Source organism: Mucilaginibacter sp. 5C4 (assembly GCF_034345625.1).
In the GTDB taxonomy this organism is placed as follows: domain Bacteria; phylum Bacteroidota; class Bacteroidia; order Sphingobacteriales; family Sphingobacteriaceae; genus Mucilaginibacter; species Mucilaginibacter aurantiaciroseus.
The window spans coordinates 4,154,250-4,176,612 of sequence record NZ_CP133775.1; the positions used below are offsets into that span (position 1 = coordinate 4,154,250).

The following is a 22,363-nucleotide window of genomic DNA, read 5'->3' on the forward strand; positions in this document are numbered from 1 at the left end:
TTAATAACTAAAAAATAAAAGTCCTCCCTGCCGGGGAGGATGTAGGAGGGGCTAATGAACACAGATAAACCGGAAGTGAGAGTAGCCGTATTAGACCTTTATGAAGGTGTGGCCAACGAAGGGATGCGTGGTTTCCGGGATATACTGGAGCGTTACAAGGGGCAGCACAACCTTGATTTAACCTACCAAATTTTCGATGTGCGCCTAAAAGGCCAGGTACCCGATACCAGCTTTGATGTGTACATTTCAAGCGGCGGGCCGGGCAGTCCGCTGAATAGTGAGGGTACCGAGTGGGAAAAAAAATACTTTCGACTGATAGATAAACTGGAAGCACATAACAAGCAGGAAGGCACACAGAAAAAACACGTATTTTTCGTTTGCCACTCGTTCCAGTTAATGTGCCGCAGGTATAATTTGGGCGATATCGCGTTAAGGCGCTCGCCATCATTTGGTGTGCTACCGGTACATTTAACCGAAGCAGGCCGTAACGAGCAAGTTTTTGAAGGACTTAGTGATCCGTTCTACACGGTAGATTCGCGCAGCTGGCAGGTCATAAAACCGGATATGGACCGTATTGAAAAGTTGGGCATGAAGATATTGGCGTTAGAAAAAGAGCGCCCGCATGTTAAGCTTCCGCAGGCATTAATGGCTATCCGTTTTAACGAATACTTTTTCGCAACCCAGTTTCACCCCGAGGCAGATGCCCACGGTATGAGTGTGATGTTGCAACGCGAGGATAAGAAAGATGAAGTGATTAACGAGCATGGCGAAGCCAAGTATAAAGAAATGCTGGAGCGACTAGAAGATCCCGACAAGATAGTACACACCCAAAAAACCATCATCCCTAATTTTTTGGATGAAGCGATATTGAGTTTTTGTCATGCTGAACGATAGTGAAGCATCTATTGTACGCCAAGTAACGAACCTGATATATGAGACAACACAATTACTACACATATATCTTAACTAATTACAACAAAACGGTATTATACACCTGCGTTACTAATGATATTGAGAAGCGCCTTTATGAACATTATTTCGGCCTCAACCAGGAAAGTAGCTTTACATAAAATACAAATACTTCTATTTAGTTTGGGATGAGCGACATCAATATGTTAATCATGCTATCGAGTGCGAAAAAGAAGTTAAGGGTTGGAGAAGGGCAAAAAAAATAAATTTATTAGAACAAGAAAACCCAAGTTGGACTTTTTTAAATAATGACATTATGGAATGGCCGCCAATAAACACGCATACTGAGCAGGGTGGTACATTAGTCGGCAAATAGATTCTTCGCTATCGCTCAGGATAACAATAGGAAAAAAACATCATTATGAACCCATCAGCCAGAGAAACATTCAACCAAAACTTCAGTGAAGAAAAGTATGCTGATTTTTTGGTGGACCTTAACGCCGGGCTTAAAAAACCGATAGAGTTTCGCATTGCAGAAACCCCTGTTTTTTTAACGGATGATTTTAGGGACAAGCTTTTGCTGGCTGGTGAAGAAATAGTGGCAACCATCCTAAAACCAGATTTTAAGGAACTGAGCGAACGTGCCATCCCCGAAAGGTGGCGGGTAGCAAACGAGAACGGCCACTCACATTTCATCGCTTTGGATTTTGGCGTTTGTAAGGATGATACGGGTAACATCGTACCAAAACTAATAGAGATGCAGGGCTTCCCATCGCTATATGGGTTCCAGTTGCATTTGGCAGAAAATTATCGGCATGCATTTAACATCCCCGGTAACCAAACCATCTTTTTTAACGGCTTAAGTAAAAGCAGTTACCTGGATCTACTTCGTAAAACCATCATAGGCTCTTACGAGCCGGATGAAGTGGTGCTAATGGATATTGATGCCCCCAACCAAAAAACCGCGGTCGATTTTTATATCACCGAAGGCTACATCGGCACACCGGTAGTTTCCCTTGCCGATCTGATCCAGGAGGGCAACCAGCTATTTTACAAAACCGCATCAGGCGAAAAGAAACGCATCCGCAGAATTTATAACCGTTTGATCTTCGACGAGATAGAAAGCAAGCCGGCCATCTTCAATAAAGTGGTTGATATCCGCCAGCCGCTTGATGTGGAATGGATAGCCCACCCCAACTGGTTCTATCGCATCAGTAAGTTCACGATGCCTTTTTTGGAGGGCGAGTATATCCCAAAAACACAGTTTTTGCACGAGGTGAAGCAGATACCCCAAGATTTGCAAAACTACGTTTTAAAACCACTGTTCAGCTTTGCAGGGCAGGGGGTCATTATCGATATCATAGATGGCGATATCGATAAAATAAAAGACCCCAAAAACTGGATCCTGCAGGAAAAAGTGATCTATGAACCTGTACTGCAATCGCCAGACGATGGGGTGAAGATAGAGATCCGCCTGCTATATTTATGGCCCGATGGTGATGCTAAACCTACGCTTGCCATAAACCTTGCAAGGCTTAGCCGCGGTAAAATGATAGGTGTTAGGTACAATAAAGATTTCGACTGGGTAGGCGCCACAGTAGCCTTTATGCACAAATAAACTTTATACTATTTTTGCAGTCTATACGTATATAAATAAATTATTAATTTTGTGACATGAACATACAGGCAATTATTATCATTGTATTATTTATTGCAGCAGTTTTTTACGTTTGCCGTTTACTGTATAAAAGCTTGTTCTCTAAAAAAACCTGCGGCAGCAATTGCAAATGCGGGGTTGATTTTTCGGGCGTTGACGCCGTTAAACAAACTAAATAATTTCGTTGTTATTATTGTTATCTTGTCGCTAAATCTCACAGTTTTAAATCCCCTTCATGTCTTCTAATAAGCAGATATTTCAGGCCGATAATCCCGGCAGGTGGAACCGTTTTAAATGGCTTAGCCGTGTCTTGATAATAGTTTTTGTTACTGGCGTTGTAGCAGCTGTTATTACAGTAACCTCAACCGAATACCCCGTTCTCCCTAATTTTGATCCCGTTCCTAAAAAGATCTCTAAAGAGGAGATGGACGCGCTAAAGAAATCAAAAAAATACAAAGATTTTAAGATAGAAAAAGCCGAGATCGAGGTACTTGCCAAAGCCAGGCGCTTACACCAGCTAAAGCACCCCAATAACGATAACCGTATAAATGCCGGCTTTTACAAAGCATGGGAGGCACAGGCATATAACTCATTGGTTGACCATATGCCCCGGCTGGACATGGTTGTTACTGAGGGTTTCTCGTTCTCGCCAAATGCCGATACCATTAAAGTTAGTATAGATACCGGGCTTATCAACCTCAACAAAAAATACAAAAAGCAAATACTGGTTACCTTATCCAATTATGTTAACTACGATAACGTACGTGGTGGGTATGATAGTAAAGATGTAGAACGCATCTTCAAAAATAAAAAGCTGCGTACTGTTTTTATTAACAGCATGGTGGCCAAGTTGCAGTTTTACAAGTTCAACGGTGTTAACATTGATATTGACGATATTAAAAATCGCAATTCAAAAGAGTATATCGCTTTTCAAAACGATCTTTACCGAATTTTCAAAGCCAACAACCTACTGGTTACTCAAAACGTTATCCCCAACGATGATGAGTACGACCTGAAGCGCCTGCAGCATGTAAACGACTTTCTGTTTGTGATGGCTATAGACCAGCATTACGATGGCAGCAATGCCGGCGATATATCTAACCAGCATTGGGTTGAAGAAATTTTGGACAAGGTATGTACAACCATCCCAAGCGAAAAGGTTATCCTAACCGTTGCGGGTGGTGGTTTCGACTGGCCCGAAAATAGCATAGGCTCACCTGTAGGCTATCCTGGCGCTATTAGTACTGCCCAGCAAAAAAAGAGCACCATAACCTATGATCCGCTATCGGCCAACCTGCACTACAATTACCTGGGTAGCGACGGGCTTAACCATATTGTATACTTTACGGACGCGGCTACCAACTTTAACATCATCCGCATGGCAGATGATTGGGCTACGGGCGGTGTTGCCCTTTGGCGATTAGGTGCCGAAGACCCGCGCCTGTGGACATTCTTCCAAAAAAATCTTTCTATTGATTCTTTGAGAAAAACCGGGGTTGATATTAAACGTTTAACCACCGTTGGTTTAAATAATAAAATAGATTACGCGGGCGAAGGCGGCGAGGTTTTAGACCTTGTCACTGTGCCAAAAACAGGTAAAATTGATGTAAGCCTCGATACGGCCAGCTATACTATCACCAATCAAAAATACATCGAGCTACCCACCAAATATGTTATACGCAGGTACGGCTACAAACCCGGTAAAGTAGTTTTAACATTTGATGACGGGCCCGATCCTGATTTTACCCCGCGAATTTTAGATATCCTGAAAAAAGAAAAAGTACCGGCCTCGTTCTTTGTGGTTGGGTCGATGGTGGAAAAGAACATCCCGCTTCTGAAGCGTATTTATGATGAAGGCTACGAAATTGGTAACCACACCTATTTACACCCCGATATTTCTACCATCAGTATAGAACGTGTAAATCTGGAGCTGAACGCAACCCGTAAACTGATAGAATCGGTTACCGGTCGCAGCACTATACTCTTCCGCCCGCCATTTAATGCCGATGCAGAGCCACAAACCCTTGCCGAGGTTATCCCCGTGGCAGAAAGCCGCAGGCAAAACTACATTACCATTGGCGAGTCTATCGACCCATGGGATTGGCAGCCGGGCGTAACTGCCGATAGTATTGTGGCACGCACCATTCGCCAAAGAGGCAATGGCAGTATGATATTGCTACACGATGCCGGCGGCGATACCCGCGAGGAAACGGTTAAGGCCCTACCCGAGATCATCCATTATTTTAAAAAGAATGGTTACGAGTTTACGACCATTGCCGACATACTTGGTAAAAGTAAAGACGACCTGATGCCAATGCCTACCAGCGATGACAAAACCTTTTGGGGTCGTTTTTATGATGTAGTGGTAGTGGGCTTTTTCATCGGTAACCGGTTTATATTTTACTTGTTCCTATCGGCTATATTTTTGGCGATGGGGCGTATTATATTGATAGGTATCCTGGCGTCAAGGCAGTTTGCCATGAATAAAAAGATAGAGCACTTGCCGCACACGCAGCCGCCGGTAAGTATCATCGTTCCTGCCTACAACGAAGAGATAACTGCCATTCGTACTATTGATAGCTTGCTAAAGACAGAATATCCCAACTTCAACATTATTTTTGTGGATGATGGATCGAAAGACAAAACCTACCAGATGGTTGCTGAGGCTTATGCGAATAACCCATTAGTAAAGGTGTTTACCAAGCCAAACGGCGGTAAGGCATCCGCACTAAACTTTGGTATTACCCACGCCGAGCACGACTACGTGGTTTGTATTGATGCCGATACACAGCTAAAAACCGACGCGATTTTCCACCTGATGGCCTATTTTACCGATGAGGAAATTGGTGCCGTTGCAGGTACTGTTAAAGTAGGTAACGAAACCAATATCATCACCAAATGGCAGTCGATAGAGTACATAACCGCCCAAAACATGGATCGCCGCGCTTTTGATATTATCAATAGTATCACGGTAGTGCCGGGTGCTATCGGGGCGTTCCGCAAGTCGGCGATATTTAGGGCAGGAGGCTTTACTTACGATACCTTGGCTGAGGATTGCGACTTAACCATGCGTATCCTGAAACAGGGCTATGTGATAAAAAACTGTGCCGAGGCCGTTGCTTATACCGAGGCACCTGAGACATTGAACATGCTGATGAAACAGCGTTTCCGCTGGAGTTTTGGGGTGATCCAAAGTTTCTGGAAAAACCGAGACGCGCTGTTCAACAAAAAATACAGCTACTTTGGTATGGTGGGGATGCCAAATATCCTCATCTTCCAGATCATACTACCGCTGTTTTCTCCCCTGGCGGATCTTATCATGATCCTTGGTCTGTTTGGCAGCCATCCGGAGAAAATGTTAGTGTTTTATGTAGCGTTTTTATTGGTCGATTTCCTGGTGGGCGTAGTAGCCTTCCGTATGGAAAAAGAGAAATACTATAAGCTGGTATACCTTATACCACAACGTTTCATCTGGCGCCAACTGATGTATTACATATTGTTCAAATCCATTCGTAAAGCGCTAAAAGGCGAGCTAAACACCTGGGGCGTACTAAAACGTACCGGTAATGTTAAGATGAAGAAGAGCGAATTGCAGGGGGACGAGCAGCCGGAGAAATAATGTGCAAATATGCAGATGCTTGGATGTGCAGATAAAATCATTTGCATATCTCCACATCTGCACATTAACTAACCTTTTCTATCAAACAAACCGCGTAAGCTACAACGCCTTCTTCGCGGCCTATAAAGCCAAGTTGCTCGTTGGTGGTGGCTTTAATGGAAATGTCTTCAATATCGATGCCTGCGGCTTTGGCTATGTTGGCCTGCATGGCGGGTATGTGCGGATTGATCTTTGGCGCTTCCAGGCAAACCATGGCATCTATGTTGCTTATTTGCCAGTTCTTTTCAGCAAGCAGCGCTACCACGTGTTGTAGTAATACCAGGCTGCTGATGCCTTTCCAGCGGTCGTCCGTATTAGAGAAATGAAAACCAATATCGCGCAGGTTGGCTGCACCTAAAAGGGCATCGCAAATAGCGTGCAGCATTACATCGGCATCAGAGTGGCCAAACGCGCCGCTGGTATGTTCAAGGTTTACGCCACCCAAAACAAATGGATGGTTTTGCTTTAGCTGATGTACATCAAACCCAAAGCCTACTTTAATTTTAGCCATTATTTTTTTGAAGCATTTTTAACCCCGCCAAAGCTTGCTGATAGGGTAAAACGGAGTGTATTAGCCAACGGGCTGTTTTGCTGGGAAGCTATCAGGTACGAGAAATCGAACTTATAATCCTTATACTTTAAGCCAAAGCCGGTAGTAGCATAATGCCTGCCGCCTTTATCCGGGTTCTCATAAAAGTACCCGGCGCGTATCGCGAAAAGATCGTTATACATATATTCCATACCCGGCGAAAAGCTAAGTTCTTTTAACTCCTCGCTAAAGCCGCCCGGTGCATCACCAAACGACCGGAAGATCCCTGCAGGTACGGATACGTTATCGTCGCTGCCACTAATGATGTTGCCGCTTGCATCACGCAATGGTGGTGTTGGCACCAATAATTTGTTTACATCGAAAGCAACGGTAAACTTGCTTAACTCATCAAGCTGCCAGGTATTGGCAACACCCAGCTTTAAGTTGGCCGGTAAAAAGTAGCTTGGCCCGGTGCTGGTGTAACTTATCTTATTACCAATATTGGAGATGTTGGCGCCAAACGCAAAGTTTGAGCCATCGCCGTAAGGCTTATTGTAATACATAGATACCCCTGCCGATACCGCGTTACCCGCTTTGTTCTGCTGGCCTGAGCCGGTCACGAATGAGCCATTGCTAAAGTTTGAGTAGATATAACGCATTGTTAAACCTAATGAAAGGTTTGCACCAAACTTACGCGCGAATGATGCATCAATAGAAAACTCGCTTGGTTTGTAAACACCCTGCTCGGTTTGGTTGGCATCTATCAGCTGGATAGAACCCAGGTTAAAATAACGTAACGATGCGCCAAAGGTATTACGGTCGTCAATTTTATGCGCATAAGCCAAGTAAGCCAAATTAACATCGGGTACCAAATGCCTAAGCCAGGGGCTGTATGATAATGATATATCATTATCGTTCTCCAGGAACGCCAGTTTTGCAGGGTTCCAGTAATTAGCGTTAACATCGGGAGAGATGGCTACACCCGCGTCGCCCATTGCACCCGAGCGCGAATCTGGCGAGATATTTAAAAATGGTACCGCCGTTGGTATGGCATTGGTACTGCTACCACTTGTAGTAGTTGTACTTTGCGCCACTGCAAAAGCAGGCAAGGCAAGTAAAATATATACGGTAAGGTTTTTAGTACTCAAAAACTTCATTGGGCGCAATTTAGTTTTATTATTTAAAAATAATAAAAATTACCACGGTTATTATCCATGTTAAATATTCGGGCGATCGCAATTAAACCGTAAGTAGCGTAAATTATTGTAACTCCGTTGATAATTTATACGTTTAAATAAGCCTGTAGGTTTATACTTGTTGTAAACACATATAAATAACACAATTTTATAATTGATTTTTTTTAAATTTACCTCCAAATATATTTTGCAAAACATGAAAGTACTTACTAATACTGCTTTAGTGATGTTGGGGATAGTTGTTACGCTTAGCAGCTGTAGTAATAAAAAACAGCAATCGCAAAAGACGGGCCTAAGCTATAACGATCCTAAAAACGGCGGGTACTTAAGGTATCAGCAAAGCCACCCTACCCCGGGGCCAGGCCTTGTACCTATAGAGGGTGGTACCTTTGTTTTAGGCGGTAGTGCCGACCAAGACGTTACCTACGAGTACAATAATGTGCGCCGCAGGGTAACTGTGCCTTCATTTTACATGGATGAGACTGAGGTTTCTAACCAGGACTGGCTGGATTACCTGCACTGGATAAACATTACATTCCCTAACGATAATGAGCTTTATTACAATGCCCTGCCGGATACACTGGTATGGCGTAAACCATTATCATACAACGAGCCTTATGTAGATAACTACCTGCGCCACCCTGCATTCCAGGATTACCCGGTGGTAGGTGTTACCTGGGAACAGGCACAAGAATACTGTGTATGGCGTACCGACCGTACCAATGAAAACATTTTACGTGAGCGTGGTAACCTGGTAACCTGGAAAGACCAGGCTAAAGGTGGTGCAGGCGGCCGTGGTGCCAATGGTGGCGCAGCAGCAGCTGGCGCAGCAGCAGCTGGCGGTGCAGCTACCGCTTCAAACCAACCTTTTAATACTGATATTTATTTGAACGGACAGTATAAAGGCCAGGGTGTTGACGGTAAAAAAATGATTCGTGATCTTAACCCTAACGCACAGGCTGGTACCGGCAAAAACGCTGCCCGCAGGCCCGTACGTTTAGAGGATGGTATCCTGAAACAAGGTTACCGCTTGCCATCAGAAGCTGAGTGGGAATACGCTGCTTTGGCACTTGCCGGCAACACACAGTTTGAAAACATTAACGATGGCCGCGTTTACCCATGGGATGGCCTTGGGGTACGTTCGCCAAACCGCAAAACACGTGGTTTAATTTTAGCCAACTTTAAACGTGGCTTGGGCGATAACGCCGGTGTTGGTGGTGGCCTAAATGATAAAGCTATTATTACCGCCCCTGTTCGTACTTATGCACCAAACGATTTTGGTTTGTATAATATGGCAGGTAACGTAAACGAATGGGTTGCCGATACCTATCGCCAAACCTCGTTCGAAGAGGTTGACGACCTGAACCCCTTCCGTGGTAACGAGTTTAGTAACAAACGCCTTGCCAACCCAACCAAAGGCTTATACGCTAAAGACAAATACGGCCGCCCTATTAAAGACGCCGCAACTTCTAACAAAAAATTGAAGTACGCCGATATGATAGCACAGCAACAAGCACAGGTTGCTAAAAATGCTAATCCTACGGCAAATAGCGCTGCGCCGGGCGCAACAACTGCAGCCGTAAAAGACCCCTTAGCAGGTAAAGCCTATACGCCGGATTACCGCGACTTTAATGATACCGTGAGTACTGCTTTATACGGTAATACCACATTGGTTAACAATCACTCTAAAGTATACAAAGGTGGTTCGTGGAACGATATGGCCTACTGGTTAAACCCGGCAACACGCCGCTTTGCCGACCAGGAAAGCGCCAGTGCCGAAATTGGTTTCCGCTGCGCGATGACCATGGTTGGTGCACCGGAGATAAACACACAGGGTAAACCACACCTGCCGGTTAAAAAGGCTAAAAATTACAAAGCCAAGTAAAAACCGATCACAAATATATTATTAAAGCCGCTCCTGAAAAGGAAGCGGCTTTTTTTATGGCCGATTCATACTCGCCTTACCTTATCGCGTTATTGCAAGAAGCAATAGGACGTGGACAACCGACCGTAGGGAGCTCATTAATTCCATAAAAATTATACCCATTAATAATCTTCGATAAGCTTGTCGCCTACTGGTCTATCGAAGGTTGCCACGCTATGCAATGACGCGTGGGGAATAAATTACATAACCTGTTAATATTCAATTAAATGTTAACAAATAAATTACCGTACATTAACGTTTATAAAATAGTTAATCGCTTATTTTTATAGACCTATAAAACGGGTCAGCGAAAAATTCACTTAAAACAATTTTTATGACCTGGAGAAAATTTAGCGGTGAGGTTATCCAAACCCCCATACTTGAAGAGGTTGAAGCTGCCATTGAACGGGAAACTGCCTTGGGTAATAAATTAAAAGTTTGTATCGGTACAGATTCGCAGGTGAAGGGAACGGTCACCGATTTCGCCACCGTAATTGTGTTTATCCGCGAGCAGCGCGGCGCGTTCATGTTCATCCACCAGGAGCGCACCTCCCAAAAAATGACCATTAAAGAGCGGATGCTGCACGAAGTTCAGAAATCTATTGACATTGCCTACAAACTTTGCGACCTGCTTGACCTTTACGAGGTAGAACTTGAAGTACACGCCGACATTAACACCAACCCCATGTTTAAAAGCAACGCGGCCCTGCACGAGGCTATGGGTTACATCATGAGCATGGGCTTTGTGTTTAAAGCCAAGCCCGAAGCTTTTGCAAGTTCATGCTGTGCTAATAAAATGGTGCAATAGTTGTTTAGTAATTAGTTGATTTGAGATTGGTGATTGGTGAATAGATAATCGCTGTTTTTATTTGTGATGGGCTTTTTCTAACTTGCCTGCATTGTATGTGAGATTGGTTCGGCGATAAATCCCAACTACTCTCCACTCACTAATAACTAATCACCAACAACCATGTCCCCACTAATTGAAATTACCGACCCACGGGTATTTGACCCGGCAACCATATTAATTGATGTACGTGCGGGTGCAAACGCGTGTGAGCGATACCTTGCAGGCCACCTGCCCAATGCTATTTTAGCTACGCTGGATGATGACCTTGCCCAACATCCGGAAGACGCAGCGAAGGGCGGCCGCCACCCCCTACCCGCTTTAAAAGATTTTGCGGCTACACTTGGCCGCTGGGGCATAACGCCGGAAAGCCATGTGGTAGTTTATGATGATAGAAATGCCGCGATGGGTGGTGCACGCCTTTGGTGGATGCTGCGCTCGATAGGGCATACCAACGTACAGGTGCTAAACGGCGGCTTAAAGGCCGCTACCGACGAAGGGCTTGAACTAAGTACCGATGCTTACCAACCTACCGCTACAAGCCCCTATCCCATCCCTGAGCAGTACAGCCATACTGTAGATATTGAAGAAGTTAAAAAAGCTGCAAAAGCAGATGACCGCGTAGTGATAGATGTGCGCGAAGGAGCCCGTTACCTTGGCCATACCGAACCTTTAGACCTTGTTGCGGGTCACATACCCGGCGCGGTAAATTTGTTCTACAGCAACAGCCTGTCGCCCGAAGGGAAATACCTTACCTCGCAGGCGTTGGCAACCCTTTATAAAGACGCTATTGGCGATATTAAACCCGAAGACGTGATAGTGCATTGCGGGTCGGGTGTAACAGCCTGCCACACTTTGCTTGGCATGGAGCATGCGGGTATCAAAGGGCCAAAACTTTATGTAGGATCTTGGAGTGAATGGAGCCGTAACAATCTGCCTATTGCAACGGAAGCTAACGGACTTTAATTCACACATTTAAAACAGCTGGCCCTTAAGCCTGTTATATCTTTGTGAAAACATACGCCCTAAAATTTAAACAGAACATCCCGATAAGCCTTAATGAGGCCTGGGATTTTTTTCGTCGCCACTAAACCTGGCTAAAATAACGCCTGCTGATATGCGTTTTGTGGTAACGTCGGATTATACCGCGCAAACCAAAATGTACGCCGGTATGATCATTACCTACAAGATCTCGCCCCTGCTCGGCATCAAAATGAATTGGATGACCGAGATTACCCAAGTTGTAGACGGCAAGTATTTTGTTGATGAACAGCGTTTTGGCCCCTACGCCCTTTGGCACCACCAGCATCATTTTAAAGAGATACCGGGCGGTGTAGAGATGACGGATATTTTGCATTACGCCATCCCTTATAGCGTGCTTGGTACTATTGCCAACAATGTATTCGTGGGTAAAAAAGTGAAGCAAGTATTCGAGTACCGTATAAAAGCGGTTGAGGATCTGTTTGGGAAAATGTAGTTTTAACCCTCCTTTTTAAAACCATGTCAGTACGAGAAACGAAGTGACGTGGCAATTTCAGCAGCACAACGGCTATGCTGAGATCGCCGCGCTATCGCTCGCAATGAACATATTAAATAGAATTACTTACAATACAACTTAGCCGCAGCTTCCGCGTCTTTTGAGCCTAAGGCAATTGCCTGCTTAAAATCTGTGCAGGCATTAGTCACATCTTTGTTGTTAACGCGTGCCTGTCCTCGTAAGTAGTAGATCTCGGGGCTCTTAGGTTCTATCTTTACAGCGTAGTTAAAATCGAGGTTACTGCGCTCTTTATCGCCCACATACGCACGTGCCAATCCTCTCCATGCATAAGCGACTGTGTTATCTAAATTGATGAACGTTACGCTGTTAAAATCATCAACAGCACCCTGGTAGTTCTTCATAGCAAAGCGAATTTGCCCGCGGATAAAGTAGGCATCTTCCTGCCCGTCGTTTATCTTAATACCTTTGGCAATATCAGCCAAAGCACCGGTATAATCCTTTTGATCGAACCTTGCGCTGCCACGGTTAAAGTAGGCTAATGACGATGTAGTATCAAGTTGTATGGCAGTACCATAATCTGCTAAAGCACCCTGGAAGTTTTCGGTGTGTTGTTTTGCTACACCACGGCCTACGTAAAAATTAGCGTTTTTACCATTGGCTGTTATCAGCGTGTTAAATATCGGCAAAGCCTCCGTATAAAACTTAGCCCTGATGATAGATTTTACAAACCTGTCGCGCTGGTTATCATCATTTTTATTGATGGTGGCTATGCGTTTGTAATCTGCCAGCGCACCTACACGGTCATTTACTTTCAGGCGCGTTTCCGCGCGTTTTAGGAGCGTTTCAGAGTCGCCAGGGCTGTAGCTAAGGGCTTTGTCGTAATAGCCAAGTGCGCTATCGTATCTGTGTTTACTAGCCTCTATGTTACCTAATAGCACGTAAGAGGAATCATTAGCCGGGTTTATTTTAATGCTTTGATTCAAATCGGCAAGTGCAGCGGTAGTATCTTTTAATTCCAAATTAGCACGTGCACGGCTCACATAGGCATAGGCGTTTTTGCTATCTAACTTAATGGCTTCGTCTGCATCATCTTTAGCATCATCAAAATTACGCGAGCTGAGTTTCAAATCTGCGCGGTTTTGATAGGCATCAGAGCTTGGTTTCAATTCTATCGATTTATCAAAATCGGCCAGTGCGCCTTCATTATCATTCAGGTTGTATTTTACTAAGCCATCGTACAGGTAAAGCTCAGCGTTATTTGGGTCTTGTTTAATGGCCTGGGCGAAGTAGTCAAGTGCCGTTTTTTTATCACCCACGTTGCCTAATGCATTCGCCAGGTACTTGTACAGGTTTGGCATTTTAGGGTTAAGCCTTATGGTAGTTTTATAATCGGCAATGGCTGCGTTATAATTCTTTAGGTTACCGTATGCGTTACCGCGATAAAACACCGCTTCAGTATTTTTAGGGTTAAGCGCAAGGGCTGCGTTGTAATCGGCAATGGCACCTTTATAGTCCCCAAGGTTACCTTTCGCGTTACCACGATAATAGATCAGGTCGGAGTTTTTAGGGTCGAGCGCTATCGCTTTGTTGTAATCTTCAACAGCACCGTCGTTATCCTTCAAATTACTTTTGGCAACACCCCGGTATTCGTAAAGGGATGCATCCTTGGGGTTTAAAGCAATAGCTTTGGTGAAATCTTCCACCGTACCGGCATGGTCGCCAAGGCTGGCTTTAGCGTTCGCACGATAGTGGTACATATCGGCACGTGGGGCTAATTCTATCGCCCGGGTAAAATCGATAATCGCGTCAGCAAACTTGCCGGTTTCGTTATTAATATTACCCCTGTAAAAGTATGCATAGGTGCTTTTAGGATCAAAATGAATGGCCTTGCTGTAATCTGCGAAGGCATTAGCCTGCTCTTTTAAGTTATTATAGGCGTTACCACGATAAAAATAAGCGTGGGCGTTATTTGGCTCTAACTGTATAGCCTTGGTAAAATCTTCAATAGCACCTCTATAATTTTTGATATTGGCTTCGGTATTACCCACACCAATATAGGTTTCGGCACTTTGCGCGAAGCAGCAAAAAGGTAACAGTAAAAATATGATGAGTAATTTGGCCATGAGTGTTATGTACTATCTAAAAGGCTTAAATAAAAGGGATACGTTTGCCGTTGCACCATCGCCGGTATTGCGGCCGTTGATGAAATGCCCTGCCGACAAAAAAGTGGAGAACCGCCTGCTAAACGTGTACCCATAGGTTAACGAAACCTGGTTAAACGCGAAGTTTTTGTTAATGGCCTGTATTGGCGAGAATGCTTTAAAGCTACTGGTAGAATAAAATCCGCTCAATGATACTGATACCTGATGGCGAAACTTCCTATCTAACGTTAAACCAAATGTACCGTTATACCTGTCCTGAAAAGGGCCATCGGGGCCAAAGTATTGGCGAAAACCGTTCTCTGCTGTGATATAATAGTTTTTGCCAAGCACCTTACCGCTACCGGCAAATGAAAATTTCACCTCAGCACCCTGTTGTTTGTAACCCAATGCCAAATCGTTATATAAAGGGGTAATAAATGTGCCTTGTACAGTAAAGTAGTATATGTAATTGATATTAGCCAGATAATAGCGCACACCAATCTCCAGGTCGGTTAAACCACTGCTTACGGTTTTGGCTGTATTATCCTCGTAAGTATTTTTCACATACGGCAGCAAGGCAACCAGGGTAAACCTGCGGCTTAAACCATACTCTACATATAATGATACACCTAACGACTCGAACTGCCCGCCATTGGCAAACAGACTTTTACGACGCAGCGAATCCCACCCCCTATCAGCATAAAAATAACTGAACGATGGTGAAAGCAACAGCCTTTTTGGCCTTACGGGGAAACCCCCTGCATGGCTGCTGGTTGGTACCAGCAGTACGCAGCCTATAGCCATTAGTATGTATTTTAAGTAGGTATTAGATATCTTCATGGTCAACTGTTAAAATAGTGCGAATGCATCACGCATCCATCTGCGCTCAAAATCTTTGTACGATTGGGAGATCTCGTGCCCAAGGTCCTTAAATACCATTAAGCGCTTTTTACCCGGTATCGTGTTAAAAGTAGCATATTCGTTTGCAGGTGGCGCGTAAGGGTCTAATAACCCTATACCCATTATCATGTTAGTATTTACACCTGCAGCAAAATTCTTTCCGTCGTAATAATTCAGGTTGCTTAGTACCTTATCAAAGCTAAGCCCCGGTTGTGTTTTAATGTATTTCTTGATATCATTTATTGGCCAGGTAACCTCGCCATCTAAATTATTTACATCGCAAAGAATAGGGTTTTGTGCCGAGCACAGGTTAACCCTTTTATCCAGGCTTGCTGTTGCCAATGCTAAGTACCCGCCCATACTACCGCCAGATACTAAAATATTATCGTGCTTTAAGTTTGGCTGCGCGTACACAAAATCTACCACACGGATACAATCCATTATAACCCCACGCATCACGTAGTTATCCTTATCTTCTATCCTATAAAAAATGAACTCATTCCTTCGGGTATCAATCGGGCCGCGACTGTTACCCTGCCCCCTTACGTTTAGGGTGATGATAGCCAGGTCCTCATCCAAACCGATAATAGGCGCCAAGTTAACCTGGTAACCCGGCAAACCAAGTAATACGGAAAACTTACGGTCTTTGTTTTTATTGATAGGCACCGTCATCCAGCCCTTAATAAGGTAGTTATCCAACGATCTCATCTCAATGGCGAAAACCTTACGGTTATCGGTATTCATTTTGGGCATTGGGGTAACCTTAAATTGCGGCGCTACCTTAGCCAGCTCGTCTTTAGCTTTTTGCCAAAAGGCATCAAAATCGGTAGGTTTGGCGTACTTAGATTGTATAGCCGCCGGCTGTATGCCGAATACACGGCGAATGGTATCATCATAATCAGATACGTTTACCATAAAGGCCACCTTGTAAAAACCCGATTTAAGGGCAGGCAGGTCAAAGCTGTATTTCTCTGAACCCTTTTTGCCGATGTTTGCTTTTTGCTTACCGGCGCTGATCTTTTTACCATGCTGGGTTATCTCGTAAGCTACCGTACCTGTTTGCAGGGCATCGGTAGGGTTTTTAACCTCGAAAGTGTAGCTTGCCTTACTGTCGAAAATAGCATTCTTGTTACCCGGTGTAAGTACGGTTGAGATGCCGTCCTCGTCATTCTGAGCAAGGGCGGGAATGTACTGCAGGCACCATACTGCTATGGTGCAGCACAGTATAAAAAATATCTTATTTGATCTCTTCATTGTCAATTACTTATTGGCTATGCCTTAATAGCTTCTGAATTATTCTCGGGGTTACGGGGCTTATTTTTGATCAAAAAATTCGACCTACGAATATAATGATTTAAAGGTTCCTCTATCGTTTTAAACAGCAATATGGATATGGCGTTCAGTAGGATAAAGGCATATAAAACGTTCAGGGCATCGTACTGGAAAGGCGAGATCCAGTCCTTGCCCCATTTATCATATAGTTCAAAAATATCGTCGTTCCATTTGTTAAAGTAGTTGTGCATAAAATCGTACATGTACCCAAGGTGTATCAGGTAAAATATATACGAACTTTTGCCCAGCAGTTCAATAAAAGGGTTTGACAAGATCTTTTTGAGTACTGTAGTTTCGGTAAGCAATCCATAGAAAAATAAAGCTATAGATGATGCCAGCAGATAGTTATTGGTAATAATCCCGAATGGATGATGCAAACCTGCAACCTCGCCTTTGGGTATCGGCAGCACACTCATGATACCCACACAAACAAATATGAGCAGAAAACCTAAATAGGTATAATTGCTCTTGCTCTGTCCATCCAGGTTTTTCTTGCGTACAATAAGTGCCAGCTGGATGCCCGCGAAAAACTCGAAGCAGCGGCCCAAAAACGTGTACAGCATCATAAAGGTAAAGTTGCCGAAGAAACCATACCAATCAACGTGGCTAAATATCAATACCAGCGTAGCGCCCGCAAGCGTTATTACTACCGGCTGAATGTAAAACCTGCGGTATTTTTGCGCGAAGTAGAAGATAAAAGGCGCCGAAAAGTAAAAGCATTCTTCTACCGTTAAGCTCCAGCCCTGGGCTATGCCGGTAAACTTTAGCTGGTCGAAAAAGCCCCTAACGAAAGTAATATGCATAAAGAATAACCCGATAGGGCTTGCAAAGCCGTTGGTTATCTTTTGGTCGTGTGTAAAGTAGTAGGATACAAATGCCCCAAGTGTGAGCAGGAAGTACATGGGATAAATACGCGCCACCCTGTTTTTAAGGTATTGCCTAAACCAATCGCCGGTTAATTTAAAGCTATCGAAATAGCGGAAGGCGATTAAAAAGCCCGACAAAACAAAGAAAATGGTTACCCCGATATGGAACTCGCTAAGAAAACGTTGCACAGCACGGGGAAAAATTTCATCAAACGCGTACGCATAATGCGATATAAACACCAGGTACGCCGCAAAAGCGCGCACACCGGTAAGCGCCGGAATATAGTTTTGTAAAGGTTTTTGCACCAAAACAGTTATTTAAGTTTGTGTTTTACGAATAAATGTACGCATAGATTATGCAAACTAAGTACCAGTATCCTTTATCAGCTACGCATCAGAACCTTTGAATTAAGAAATTTACAGGATTTTTGTTTAGAAAGATTTAAAACTTTGGGGAATGAAGCCTCGCCCCGGCCCTCTCCTTCGGAGAGGTAGTAAAAAGCGCGCTTGGTTTTAAAGCCCCTCCTACCGGGGAGAGATTTAGAGGGGGCTTCTTACAAAGCACTTCCCTGCACCACGCCCCTGCTCAGTATCCTTTGGTCGATATAGTATTGGATCTCTGATTTTTTGAGGCCCCAGTTGGGTGCTATCAGCAGTTCGCGGTCGCTAAGGCCGAAGAGGCGTTGGATCACAATATCGGGGCGTACCCTTGGCAGTAGCTCGCACAAAAAGTTGGCGTACTCATCAATGCCGAATAGCTTGAATGGCTCGCGCTTATATTTAACGCCCATTACGCTGCCCTCCACAATGTGCAGGTGGTGGAACTTTACAAATTTTATTTGTTCGTGGCGATTGATCTCATCAGCGTATTTAAGCATCATATCGTGCGTTTCCCAGGGGAAACCAAATATGGTGTGCACACAAACATCCAGTTTGGTGTTTTCGGTAAGTTTAAGGGCTTTTATTAATTCATCGTGGCTGCACCCACGGTTTATCTGGTTCAGTGTTTCATCGTAGATGCTTTCCATGCCCATTTCCAGGTCAACGTCAAAGCGGTCGGAGTAGCTTTCCAGCAGGGCTATCTTTTCGGCGTCTATACAATCGGGGCGGGTACCTACGCTAAGGCCAACAATGTCTTCGGTGCCGTAGCTTAGGGCTTCGTCATACATCATTTTAAGGTAATGCACGGGCGCGTAGGTATTGGTGTTGGGCTGAAAATAAATAATAAACTTATCTGCCTTGTTACCCTTGCGGGCACGCTCCATGCCCTCCATTACCTGTTGCTTAACGGTGGGGGCGTTACGGCTAACACTCGGCGTAAACGAATCTACATTGCAGTATGTACACCCGCCGAAGCCCTTGCTGCCATCGCGGTTGGGGCAGGTAAAGCCACCATCAACAATTACTTTAAACACGCGGTGGCCGGGGTATTTTTGCTTTAGCCACGGGCCATAGTTATTATAGCCCTTCTCCCACTGTACCCCTGCCTGGTTAGTTAACATCATGATTGCCGCAAAGATAGCTTTTTTTGATTTAGGGGATTTAGCCGATTAGAAATAGGTGCCGGTGTGGGTGGCGGGTGCGGGAAGAAGGCTTGCACTGACAGGGGGGCAAACCATGGCAAACGCGCCGAACTGTAACCCCAAATGTTCACGTTCACGCTTGCGAACACATGGCGGATATCATGAACGAGTTAATAACCAACGCATTAACAATTTAAGTACTGACAAAATTACGCCACCTGAATTGTTTAAAAAATACAGGTGTTTTTGCGCCCCGGAATCACTTTTTACCGCCCTGCTTTCGCCGGGGAATGGGCTATTTGGCGGGCAAAACGGGGTAGTATGGGGCACAATATTTCTGCGCCCTTGAATGACTTTTTAAGTGTTGGTTAGGTGAGGAAAGGTATGTATAAAGCCAAAAGGAGGATGCATGCCGTAGGGAATTATTAGGTATTAGTTAATTGAAAAACAGGTATTTATACGTGTAGGAAGTACACTTTTAAAACCTAACCTTTACTCAACCAAAACTTAATTATTATGTCAGCACAAAAAGTATTAAACGAAGATTGGTCAGAGTATGACAATCGCAAGAAGAAATGGGAAGATCGTTTGTTCTTTTCATGCGAGGAAAGCTGGGAAGTAGATTACTTGGTAAGGCAAATGAAAAAACATTTTCCGTATACCAGTGAACAAACTATTAGAAATGCCATCGCCTCGTGTTGCCAAACTGTTAAAGCCCCAAGGCCAAGGAAAGAATTTGTAGAGTGTGTTTCATCAAAACTCTAATAAAATCTGCCCGGCACTTTCTCGGAAACTTAGCCGCGTCTTAAATAGATGCGGCTTTTTTGTTAAGCTCGCCCGTTTCATCAACTGAAACTACAACAAACAGAATAAAATAATTTATATTCCTTTATTTAATAAAGATATTTCTTAATTGTTTATAAAAACAATTCACTTGTACGGGCTACAGCCATGCCTTTTAAGTGAACACCCAATGAATACTATGAACGTGTTAATAACCAACGCATTAACAATTTAAGTACTGACAAAATTGCGCCACCACGTGGTATGTAAAATTACAGGAGTTTTTGCGCCCCGAAATTACTTTTTACCGCCCTGCTTTCGCCGGGGAATGAGCTATTTGGTGGGCAAAAAAGTTAATATTAGGACTTGCTCTTTCTAAAACTTTGAAATCACTTTTGGGGGTTGGTTTGGGTGGGGAATGATTTGCGTAAAGCCACAAGCGGGAAGGGAGAGACGCAGACGAAAGGAAAGATTATTCTAAAATTGAGCCGTCTGCCGTACCGGAATTATGTTCAGATACTGATATTTTTCTTCTCAATCCTATCGACGTATTGTCTCTCCCCGTACCATTTAAAATATCGAAATTGCTTTTATCAAGGGTAAATCGCCATTCGTTTTCTATTGCTCCAACTCCTGTCGGATGCATACTTAATTGAACTATCAAGTTAGAATAATTACATACTCTATTTACAATGTAATACTCCATCATACTTTGGTTTTCTTTTCGCATTTTTAGATGACCGTTTTTTATCGTGCCAAAATATTCAGACGTTGAATTGTGGGCAATACCCGCATTTATGGTTTCTTTTGATATTTTAAGAAACCACTCCCCATCTAATACCTCTATAGAATTAACACGTTGCCAGTCTTTTAATTTATTAGTTAATTGATCAAGTTGAGCGGTATTAAAATTCTCTTTTTTATCAAATTCATTTGTTTTGTGCAACAGAGCAGATTGCAACGTAACTATTTCGTTAGTAGATGCGAGTAATTGTTCATCAAAAATCTTCTTATCGTTTACGTATTTAGTTATTTTGTCAATTGTTTCTTCATATTTTGTCCTGTACTCCAAATATTTTTCGGAAGAAACCATCTTGGTTTTAGAAATTTTTAGATTTACGTTTCCTCCCCATCTATCGTTAAACGCTCCAAATACCAAAATTCCATTTCTAAACACAGGAAAATAAATGTGTATATACTCGCGGAGATCAATGGCAAAGACAAAAAATGCCACGTGCTGCTATTCTTTTCTATCAAATCCAAAAATGAATTATACCCATCAACTTTCAATTCAGCAGTCTTATAAAATAACAGTTCCACTACTATTTTATAGTTCCAAACACACCATCCTAAAATATAGGATATGATGAAAGGATTTGAAATTCGTTCTTTTAAATCAGAGAAGAAATCGGATAATTTTTCCATAACAAGGATTGGTAGACTAATATAAAAAATTAATAGTTAGCTAAGTTGTTTTTCTTCCATAGTCGAATGTCACTTATTTCTTTAACAAGATTTTTCCTCGTGCCGATTTAAAATAAAATTATGAATAAAGGTGTGTTATTTACATGTGTCCTGATTGTGGTAGTGGACAAGTGAGCCGATGGTTACACCATAAAATCTTAGCAGCAGGTAGTATTAGCTAATAGTTAAGTGAAAAACAGGTATTTATACGTATTGCAAAACTAAAGACTTAATGCGATATTTATTTTTACCTAAACAGCATAAAAAATGGTAGACAAAATTTTGCATCGCGCTTTCTTCACTATTAATATCAAATTAAGAAAAGAAAACAATAACAGAGATGCAACACGTGAAGAATATATTCATTTGATTAGAAAAGTTTATTCTCGAAAAATACACAAACCATCATCAAGTGGTAAACATTGTATCATTAAGTATTTATTGGATCACAAAGAAAACGACGTTTTGCAGTTTCTACACGGGAAAGTTGCCCAATTTACGTACTTCGAAAATAAAAGCTGGTTTGATATTGGAACTTTAGATATTGACGCACAATTTCACCTAAGAGATGGGCTATTTCCTGATGCAGTAGAAACAGATTTTATTTTTGATCCGGACAAACACAAATTTTCCTTTATAACTAAATCATCTATCGCTATTTCTCCCTATCCATTGCGAACTTTTTGGGAAGAGGCATTAAATTCGGTCAAGGAAAAAGATGAATATATTCACGTTGATGTTGTGACCAGTCAAGACTTTTCAGAGAAATTATATAAAGCGCGAGTTATTAAAAGACTTGAGATCGATTTAAATTATTCTAACTCAGGTATTGGATCCATATCAAAAGAAGTAATCGATACCGATTTTAAAAAAACAAACGCCAAAAATGCAACTATTATAATGGTTGCAAAAAAAAGTGAAACTTTAAACATTAATGATAGTGAAATTATAAAAGGAGCACTTGAACTATCCGAGGAGGATGGCGAAGCAAAAGCCAAAATAGTTGACGAAGCCGGAAACTTAGTTGATATTAGTACCAGACAGTTCCCTAAAAAAGATTTTTTTGATTCGAATGAAATTCACTTCCTATCAAACTTTTTTGCTAAGATTAGAAATATATGGCCCTTAAACTAACA

At 43.0% G+C, this 22,363-nt stretch carries 19 protein-coding genes; 11 read left to right on the forward strand and 8 right to left on the reverse strand.

What is annotated here, in order from left to right; genetic code table 11:
• The first annotated feature begins 54 nt into the window (after positions 1-54).
• The 5 genes from RHM67_RS19415 to RHM67_RS19435 all read left to right on the forward strand — a co-directional run bounded on the left by RHM67_RS19415 (position 55) and on the right by RHM67_RS19435 (position 6,185).
• Positions 55-894 (forward strand): type 1 glutamine amidotransferase, encoded by an 840-nt coding sequence (locus tag RHM67_RS19415; protein WP_322228955.1) that lies wholly within the window; start codon positions 55-57, stop codon positions 892-894.
• Positions 895-932: 38 nt separating this feature from the next.
• Positions 933-1,070: a GIY-YIG nuclease family protein gene (locus tag RHM67_RS19420; protein ID WP_322228957.1), complete on the forward strand. Its 138-nt coding sequence runs from the start codon at positions 933-935 to the stop codon at positions 1,068-1,070.
• A 260-nt stretch (positions 1,071-1,330) separates the two neighbouring features.
• On the forward strand, positions 1,331-2,527 hold the full coding sequence (locus RHM67_RS19425; protein ID WP_322228958.1) for a hypothetical protein: 1,197 nt from the start codon (positions 1,331-1,333) through the stop codon (positions 2,525-2,527).
• A gap of 56 nt (positions 2,528-2,583) precedes the next feature.
• Positions 2,584-2,745: a FeoB-associated Cys-rich membrane protein gene (locus RHM67_RS19430; RefSeq protein ID WP_322228959.1), complete on the forward strand. Its 162-nt coding sequence runs from the start codon at positions 2,584-2,586 to the stop codon at positions 2,743-2,745.
• Positions 2,746-2,801: 56 nt separating this feature from the next.
• A complete protein-coding gene (locus RHM67_RS19435; RefSeq protein ID WP_322228961.1) occupies positions 2,802-6,185 on the forward strand; it encodes a glycosyltransferase in 3,384 nt (1,127 codons plus the stop codon).
• Positions 6,186-6,249: 64 nt separating this feature from the next.
• Here the strand turns inward: RHM67_RS19435 and ispF are convergent, their stop codons facing one another.
• A complete protein-coding gene (gene ispF / locus RHM67_RS19440) occupies positions 6,250-6,735 on the reverse strand; it encodes a 2-C-methyl-D-erythritol 2,4-cyclodiphosphate synthase (RefSeq protein ID WP_322228963.1) in 486 nt (161 codons plus the stop codon).
• Positions 6,735-7,910 (reverse strand): type IX secretion system outer membrane channel protein PorV, encoded by a 1,176-nt coding sequence (gene porV, locus RHM67_RS19445; RefSeq protein ID WP_322228964.1) that lies wholly within the window; start codon positions 7,908-7,910, stop codon positions 6,735-6,737. The genes ispF and porV overlap by 1 nt, the downstream gene beginning before the upstream one ends.
• A gap of 235 nt (positions 7,911-8,145) precedes the next feature.
• Here porV and RHM67_RS19450 point away from each other — a divergent pair, with 235 nt between their 5' ends.
• The 4 genes from RHM67_RS19450 (at position 8,146) to RHM67_RS19465 (ending at position 12,197) form a co-directional block, all read left to right on the forward strand.
• Positions 8,146-9,834: an SUMF1/EgtB/PvdO family nonheme iron enzyme gene (locus RHM67_RS19450; RefSeq protein ID WP_322228966.1), complete on the forward strand. Its 1,689-nt coding sequence runs from the start codon at positions 8,146-8,148 to the stop codon at positions 9,832-9,834.
• Positions 9,835-10,207: 373 nt separating this feature from the next.
• Positions 10,208-10,681, forward strand: coding sequence for a ribonuclease H-like YkuK family protein (locus tag RHM67_RS19455; RefSeq protein WP_322228967.1), 474 nt, complete (start codon positions 10,208-10,210; stop codon positions 10,679-10,681).
• Positions 10,682-10,843: 162 nt separating this feature from the next.
• Positions 10,844-11,686 carry a sulfurtransferase gene (locus tag RHM67_RS19460; RefSeq protein ID WP_322228969.1) on the forward strand — a complete coding sequence of 281 codons (843 nt, stop codon included), beginning with the start codon at positions 10,844-10,846 and terminating at the stop codon, positions 11,684-11,686.
• A gap of 151 nt (positions 11,687-11,837) precedes the next feature.
• The gene (locus tag RHM67_RS19465) at positions 11,838-12,197 is read left to right on the forward strand and encodes an SRPBCC family protein (RefSeq protein ID WP_322228971.1); all 360 of its coding nucleotides are present in this window, start codon (positions 11,838-11,840) and stop codon (positions 12,195-12,197) included.
• A gap of 122 nt (positions 12,198-12,319) precedes the next feature.
• Here the strand turns inward: RHM67_RS19465 and RHM67_RS19470 are convergent, their stop codons facing one another.
• The 5 genes from RHM67_RS19470 to RHM67_RS19490 form a co-directional block, all read right to left on the reverse strand.
• On the reverse strand, positions 12,320-14,341 hold the full coding sequence (locus tag RHM67_RS19470) for a tetratricopeptide repeat protein (RefSeq protein WP_322228972.1): 2,022 nt from the start codon (positions 14,339-14,341) through the stop codon (positions 12,320-12,322).
• Between the two features lie 12 nt (positions 14,342-14,353).
• Positions 14,354-15,199, reverse strand: coding sequence for a hypothetical protein (locus RHM67_RS19475; protein ID WP_322228974.1), 846 nt, complete (start codon positions 15,197-15,199; stop codon positions 14,354-14,356).
• 9 nt (positions 15,200-15,208) lie between these two features.
• Complete coding sequence (locus RHM67_RS19480; protein WP_322228976.1) at positions 15,209-16,513, reverse strand: acetylxylan esterase; 1,305 nt, start codon at positions 16,511-16,513, stop codon at positions 15,209-15,211.
• Positions 16,514-16,530: 17 nt separating this feature from the next.
• Complete coding sequence (locus tag RHM67_RS19485; RefSeq protein WP_322228978.1) at positions 16,531-17,763, reverse strand: acyltransferase; 1,233 nt, start codon at positions 17,761-17,763, stop codon at positions 16,531-16,533.
• A 248-nt stretch (positions 17,764-18,011) separates the two neighbouring features.
• Positions 18,012-18,962, reverse strand: a complete 951-nt coding sequence (locus RHM67_RS19490) for a TIGR01212 family radical SAM protein (RefSeq protein ID WP_322228979.1) — start codon at positions 18,960-18,962, stop codon at positions 18,012-18,014.
• Between the two features lie 534 nt (positions 18,963-19,496).
• Here RHM67_RS19490 and RHM67_RS19495 point away from each other — a divergent pair.
• Positions 19,497-19,745 carry a hypothetical protein gene (locus tag RHM67_RS19495; RefSeq protein WP_322228980.1) on the forward strand — a complete coding sequence of 83 codons (249 nt, stop codon included), beginning with the start codon at positions 19,497-19,499 and terminating at the stop codon, positions 19,743-19,745.
• 490 nt (positions 19,746-20,235) lie between these two features.
• Here the strand turns inward: RHM67_RS19495 and RHM67_RS19500 are convergent, their stop codons facing one another.
• Positions 20,236-20,997: a hypothetical protein gene (locus RHM67_RS19500; RefSeq protein WP_322228982.1), complete on the reverse strand. Its 762-nt coding sequence runs from the start codon at positions 20,995-20,997 to the stop codon at positions 20,236-20,238.
• 497 nt (positions 20,998-21,494) lie between these two features.
• Between RHM67_RS19500 and RHM67_RS19505 the strand changes: the two genes are divergently transcribed.
• Positions 21,495-22,361 carry a DUF4747 family protein gene (locus RHM67_RS19505; RefSeq protein WP_322228984.1) on the forward strand — a complete coding sequence of 289 codons (867 nt, stop codon included), beginning with the start codon at positions 21,495-21,497 and terminating at the stop codon, positions 22,359-22,361.
• The last annotated feature ends 2 nt before the right edge of the window (positions 22,362-22,363 follow it).

Coding starts and splice junctions, on each gene's coding strand:
- RHM67_RS19415 (WP_322228955.1), top strand. CDS start 55: ATGAACACAGATAAACCGGAAGTGAGAGTAGCCGTATTAGACCTTTAT.
- RHM67_RS19420 (WP_322228957.1), top strand. CDS start 933: ATGAGACAACACAATTACTACACATATATCTTAACTAATTACAACAAA.
- RHM67_RS19425 (WP_322228958.1), top strand. CDS start 1,331: ATGAACCCATCAGCCAGAGAAACATTCAACCAAAACTTCAGTGAAGAA.
- RHM67_RS19430 (WP_322228959.1), top strand. CDS start 2,584: ATGAACATACAGGCAATTATTATCATTGTATTATTTATTGCAGCAGTT.
- RHM67_RS19435 (WP_322228961.1), top strand. CDS start 2,802: ATGTCTTCTAATAAGCAGATATTTCAGGCCGATAATCCCGGCAGGTGG.
- ispF (WP_322228963.1), bottom strand. CDS start 6,735: ATGGCTAAAATTAAAGTAGGCTTTGGGTTTGATGTACATCAGCTAAAG.
- porV (WP_322228964.1), bottom strand. CDS start 7,910: ATGAAGTTTTTGAGTACTAAAAACCTTACCGTATATATTTTACTTGCC.
- RHM67_RS19450 (WP_322228966.1), top strand. CDS start 8,146: ATGAAAGTACTTACTAATACTGCTTTAGTGATGTTGGGGATAGTTGTT.
- RHM67_RS19455 (WP_322228967.1), top strand. CDS start 10,208: ATGACCTGGAGAAAATTTAGCGGTGAGGTTATCCAAACCCCCATACTT.
- RHM67_RS19460 (WP_322228969.1), top strand. CDS start 10,844: ATGTCCCCACTAATTGAAATTACCGACCCACGGGTATTTGACCCGGCA.
- RHM67_RS19465 (WP_322228971.1), top strand. CDS start 11,838: ATGCGTTTTGTGGTAACGTCGGATTATACCGCGCAAACCAAAATGTAC.
- RHM67_RS19470 (WP_322228972.1), bottom strand. CDS start 14,341: ATGGCCAAATTACTCATCATATTTTTACTGTTACCTTTTTGCTGCTTC.
- RHM67_RS19475 (WP_322228974.1), bottom strand. CDS start 15,199: ATGAAGATATCTAATACCTACTTAAAATACATACTAATGGCTATAGGC.
- RHM67_RS19480 (WP_322228976.1), bottom strand. CDS start 16,513: ATGAAGAGATCAAATAAGATATTTTTTATACTGTGCTGCACCATAGCA.
- RHM67_RS19490 (WP_322228979.1), bottom strand. CDS start 18,962: ATGATGTTAACTAACCAGGCAGGGGTACAGTGGGAGAAGGGCTATAAT.
- RHM67_RS19495 (WP_322228980.1), top strand. CDS start 19,497: ATGTCAGCACAAAAAGTATTAAACGAAGATTGGTCAGAGTATGACAAT.
- RHM67_RS19505 (WP_322228984.1), top strand. CDS start 21,495: ATGGTAGACAAAATTTTGCATCGCGCTTTCTTCACTATTAATATCAAA.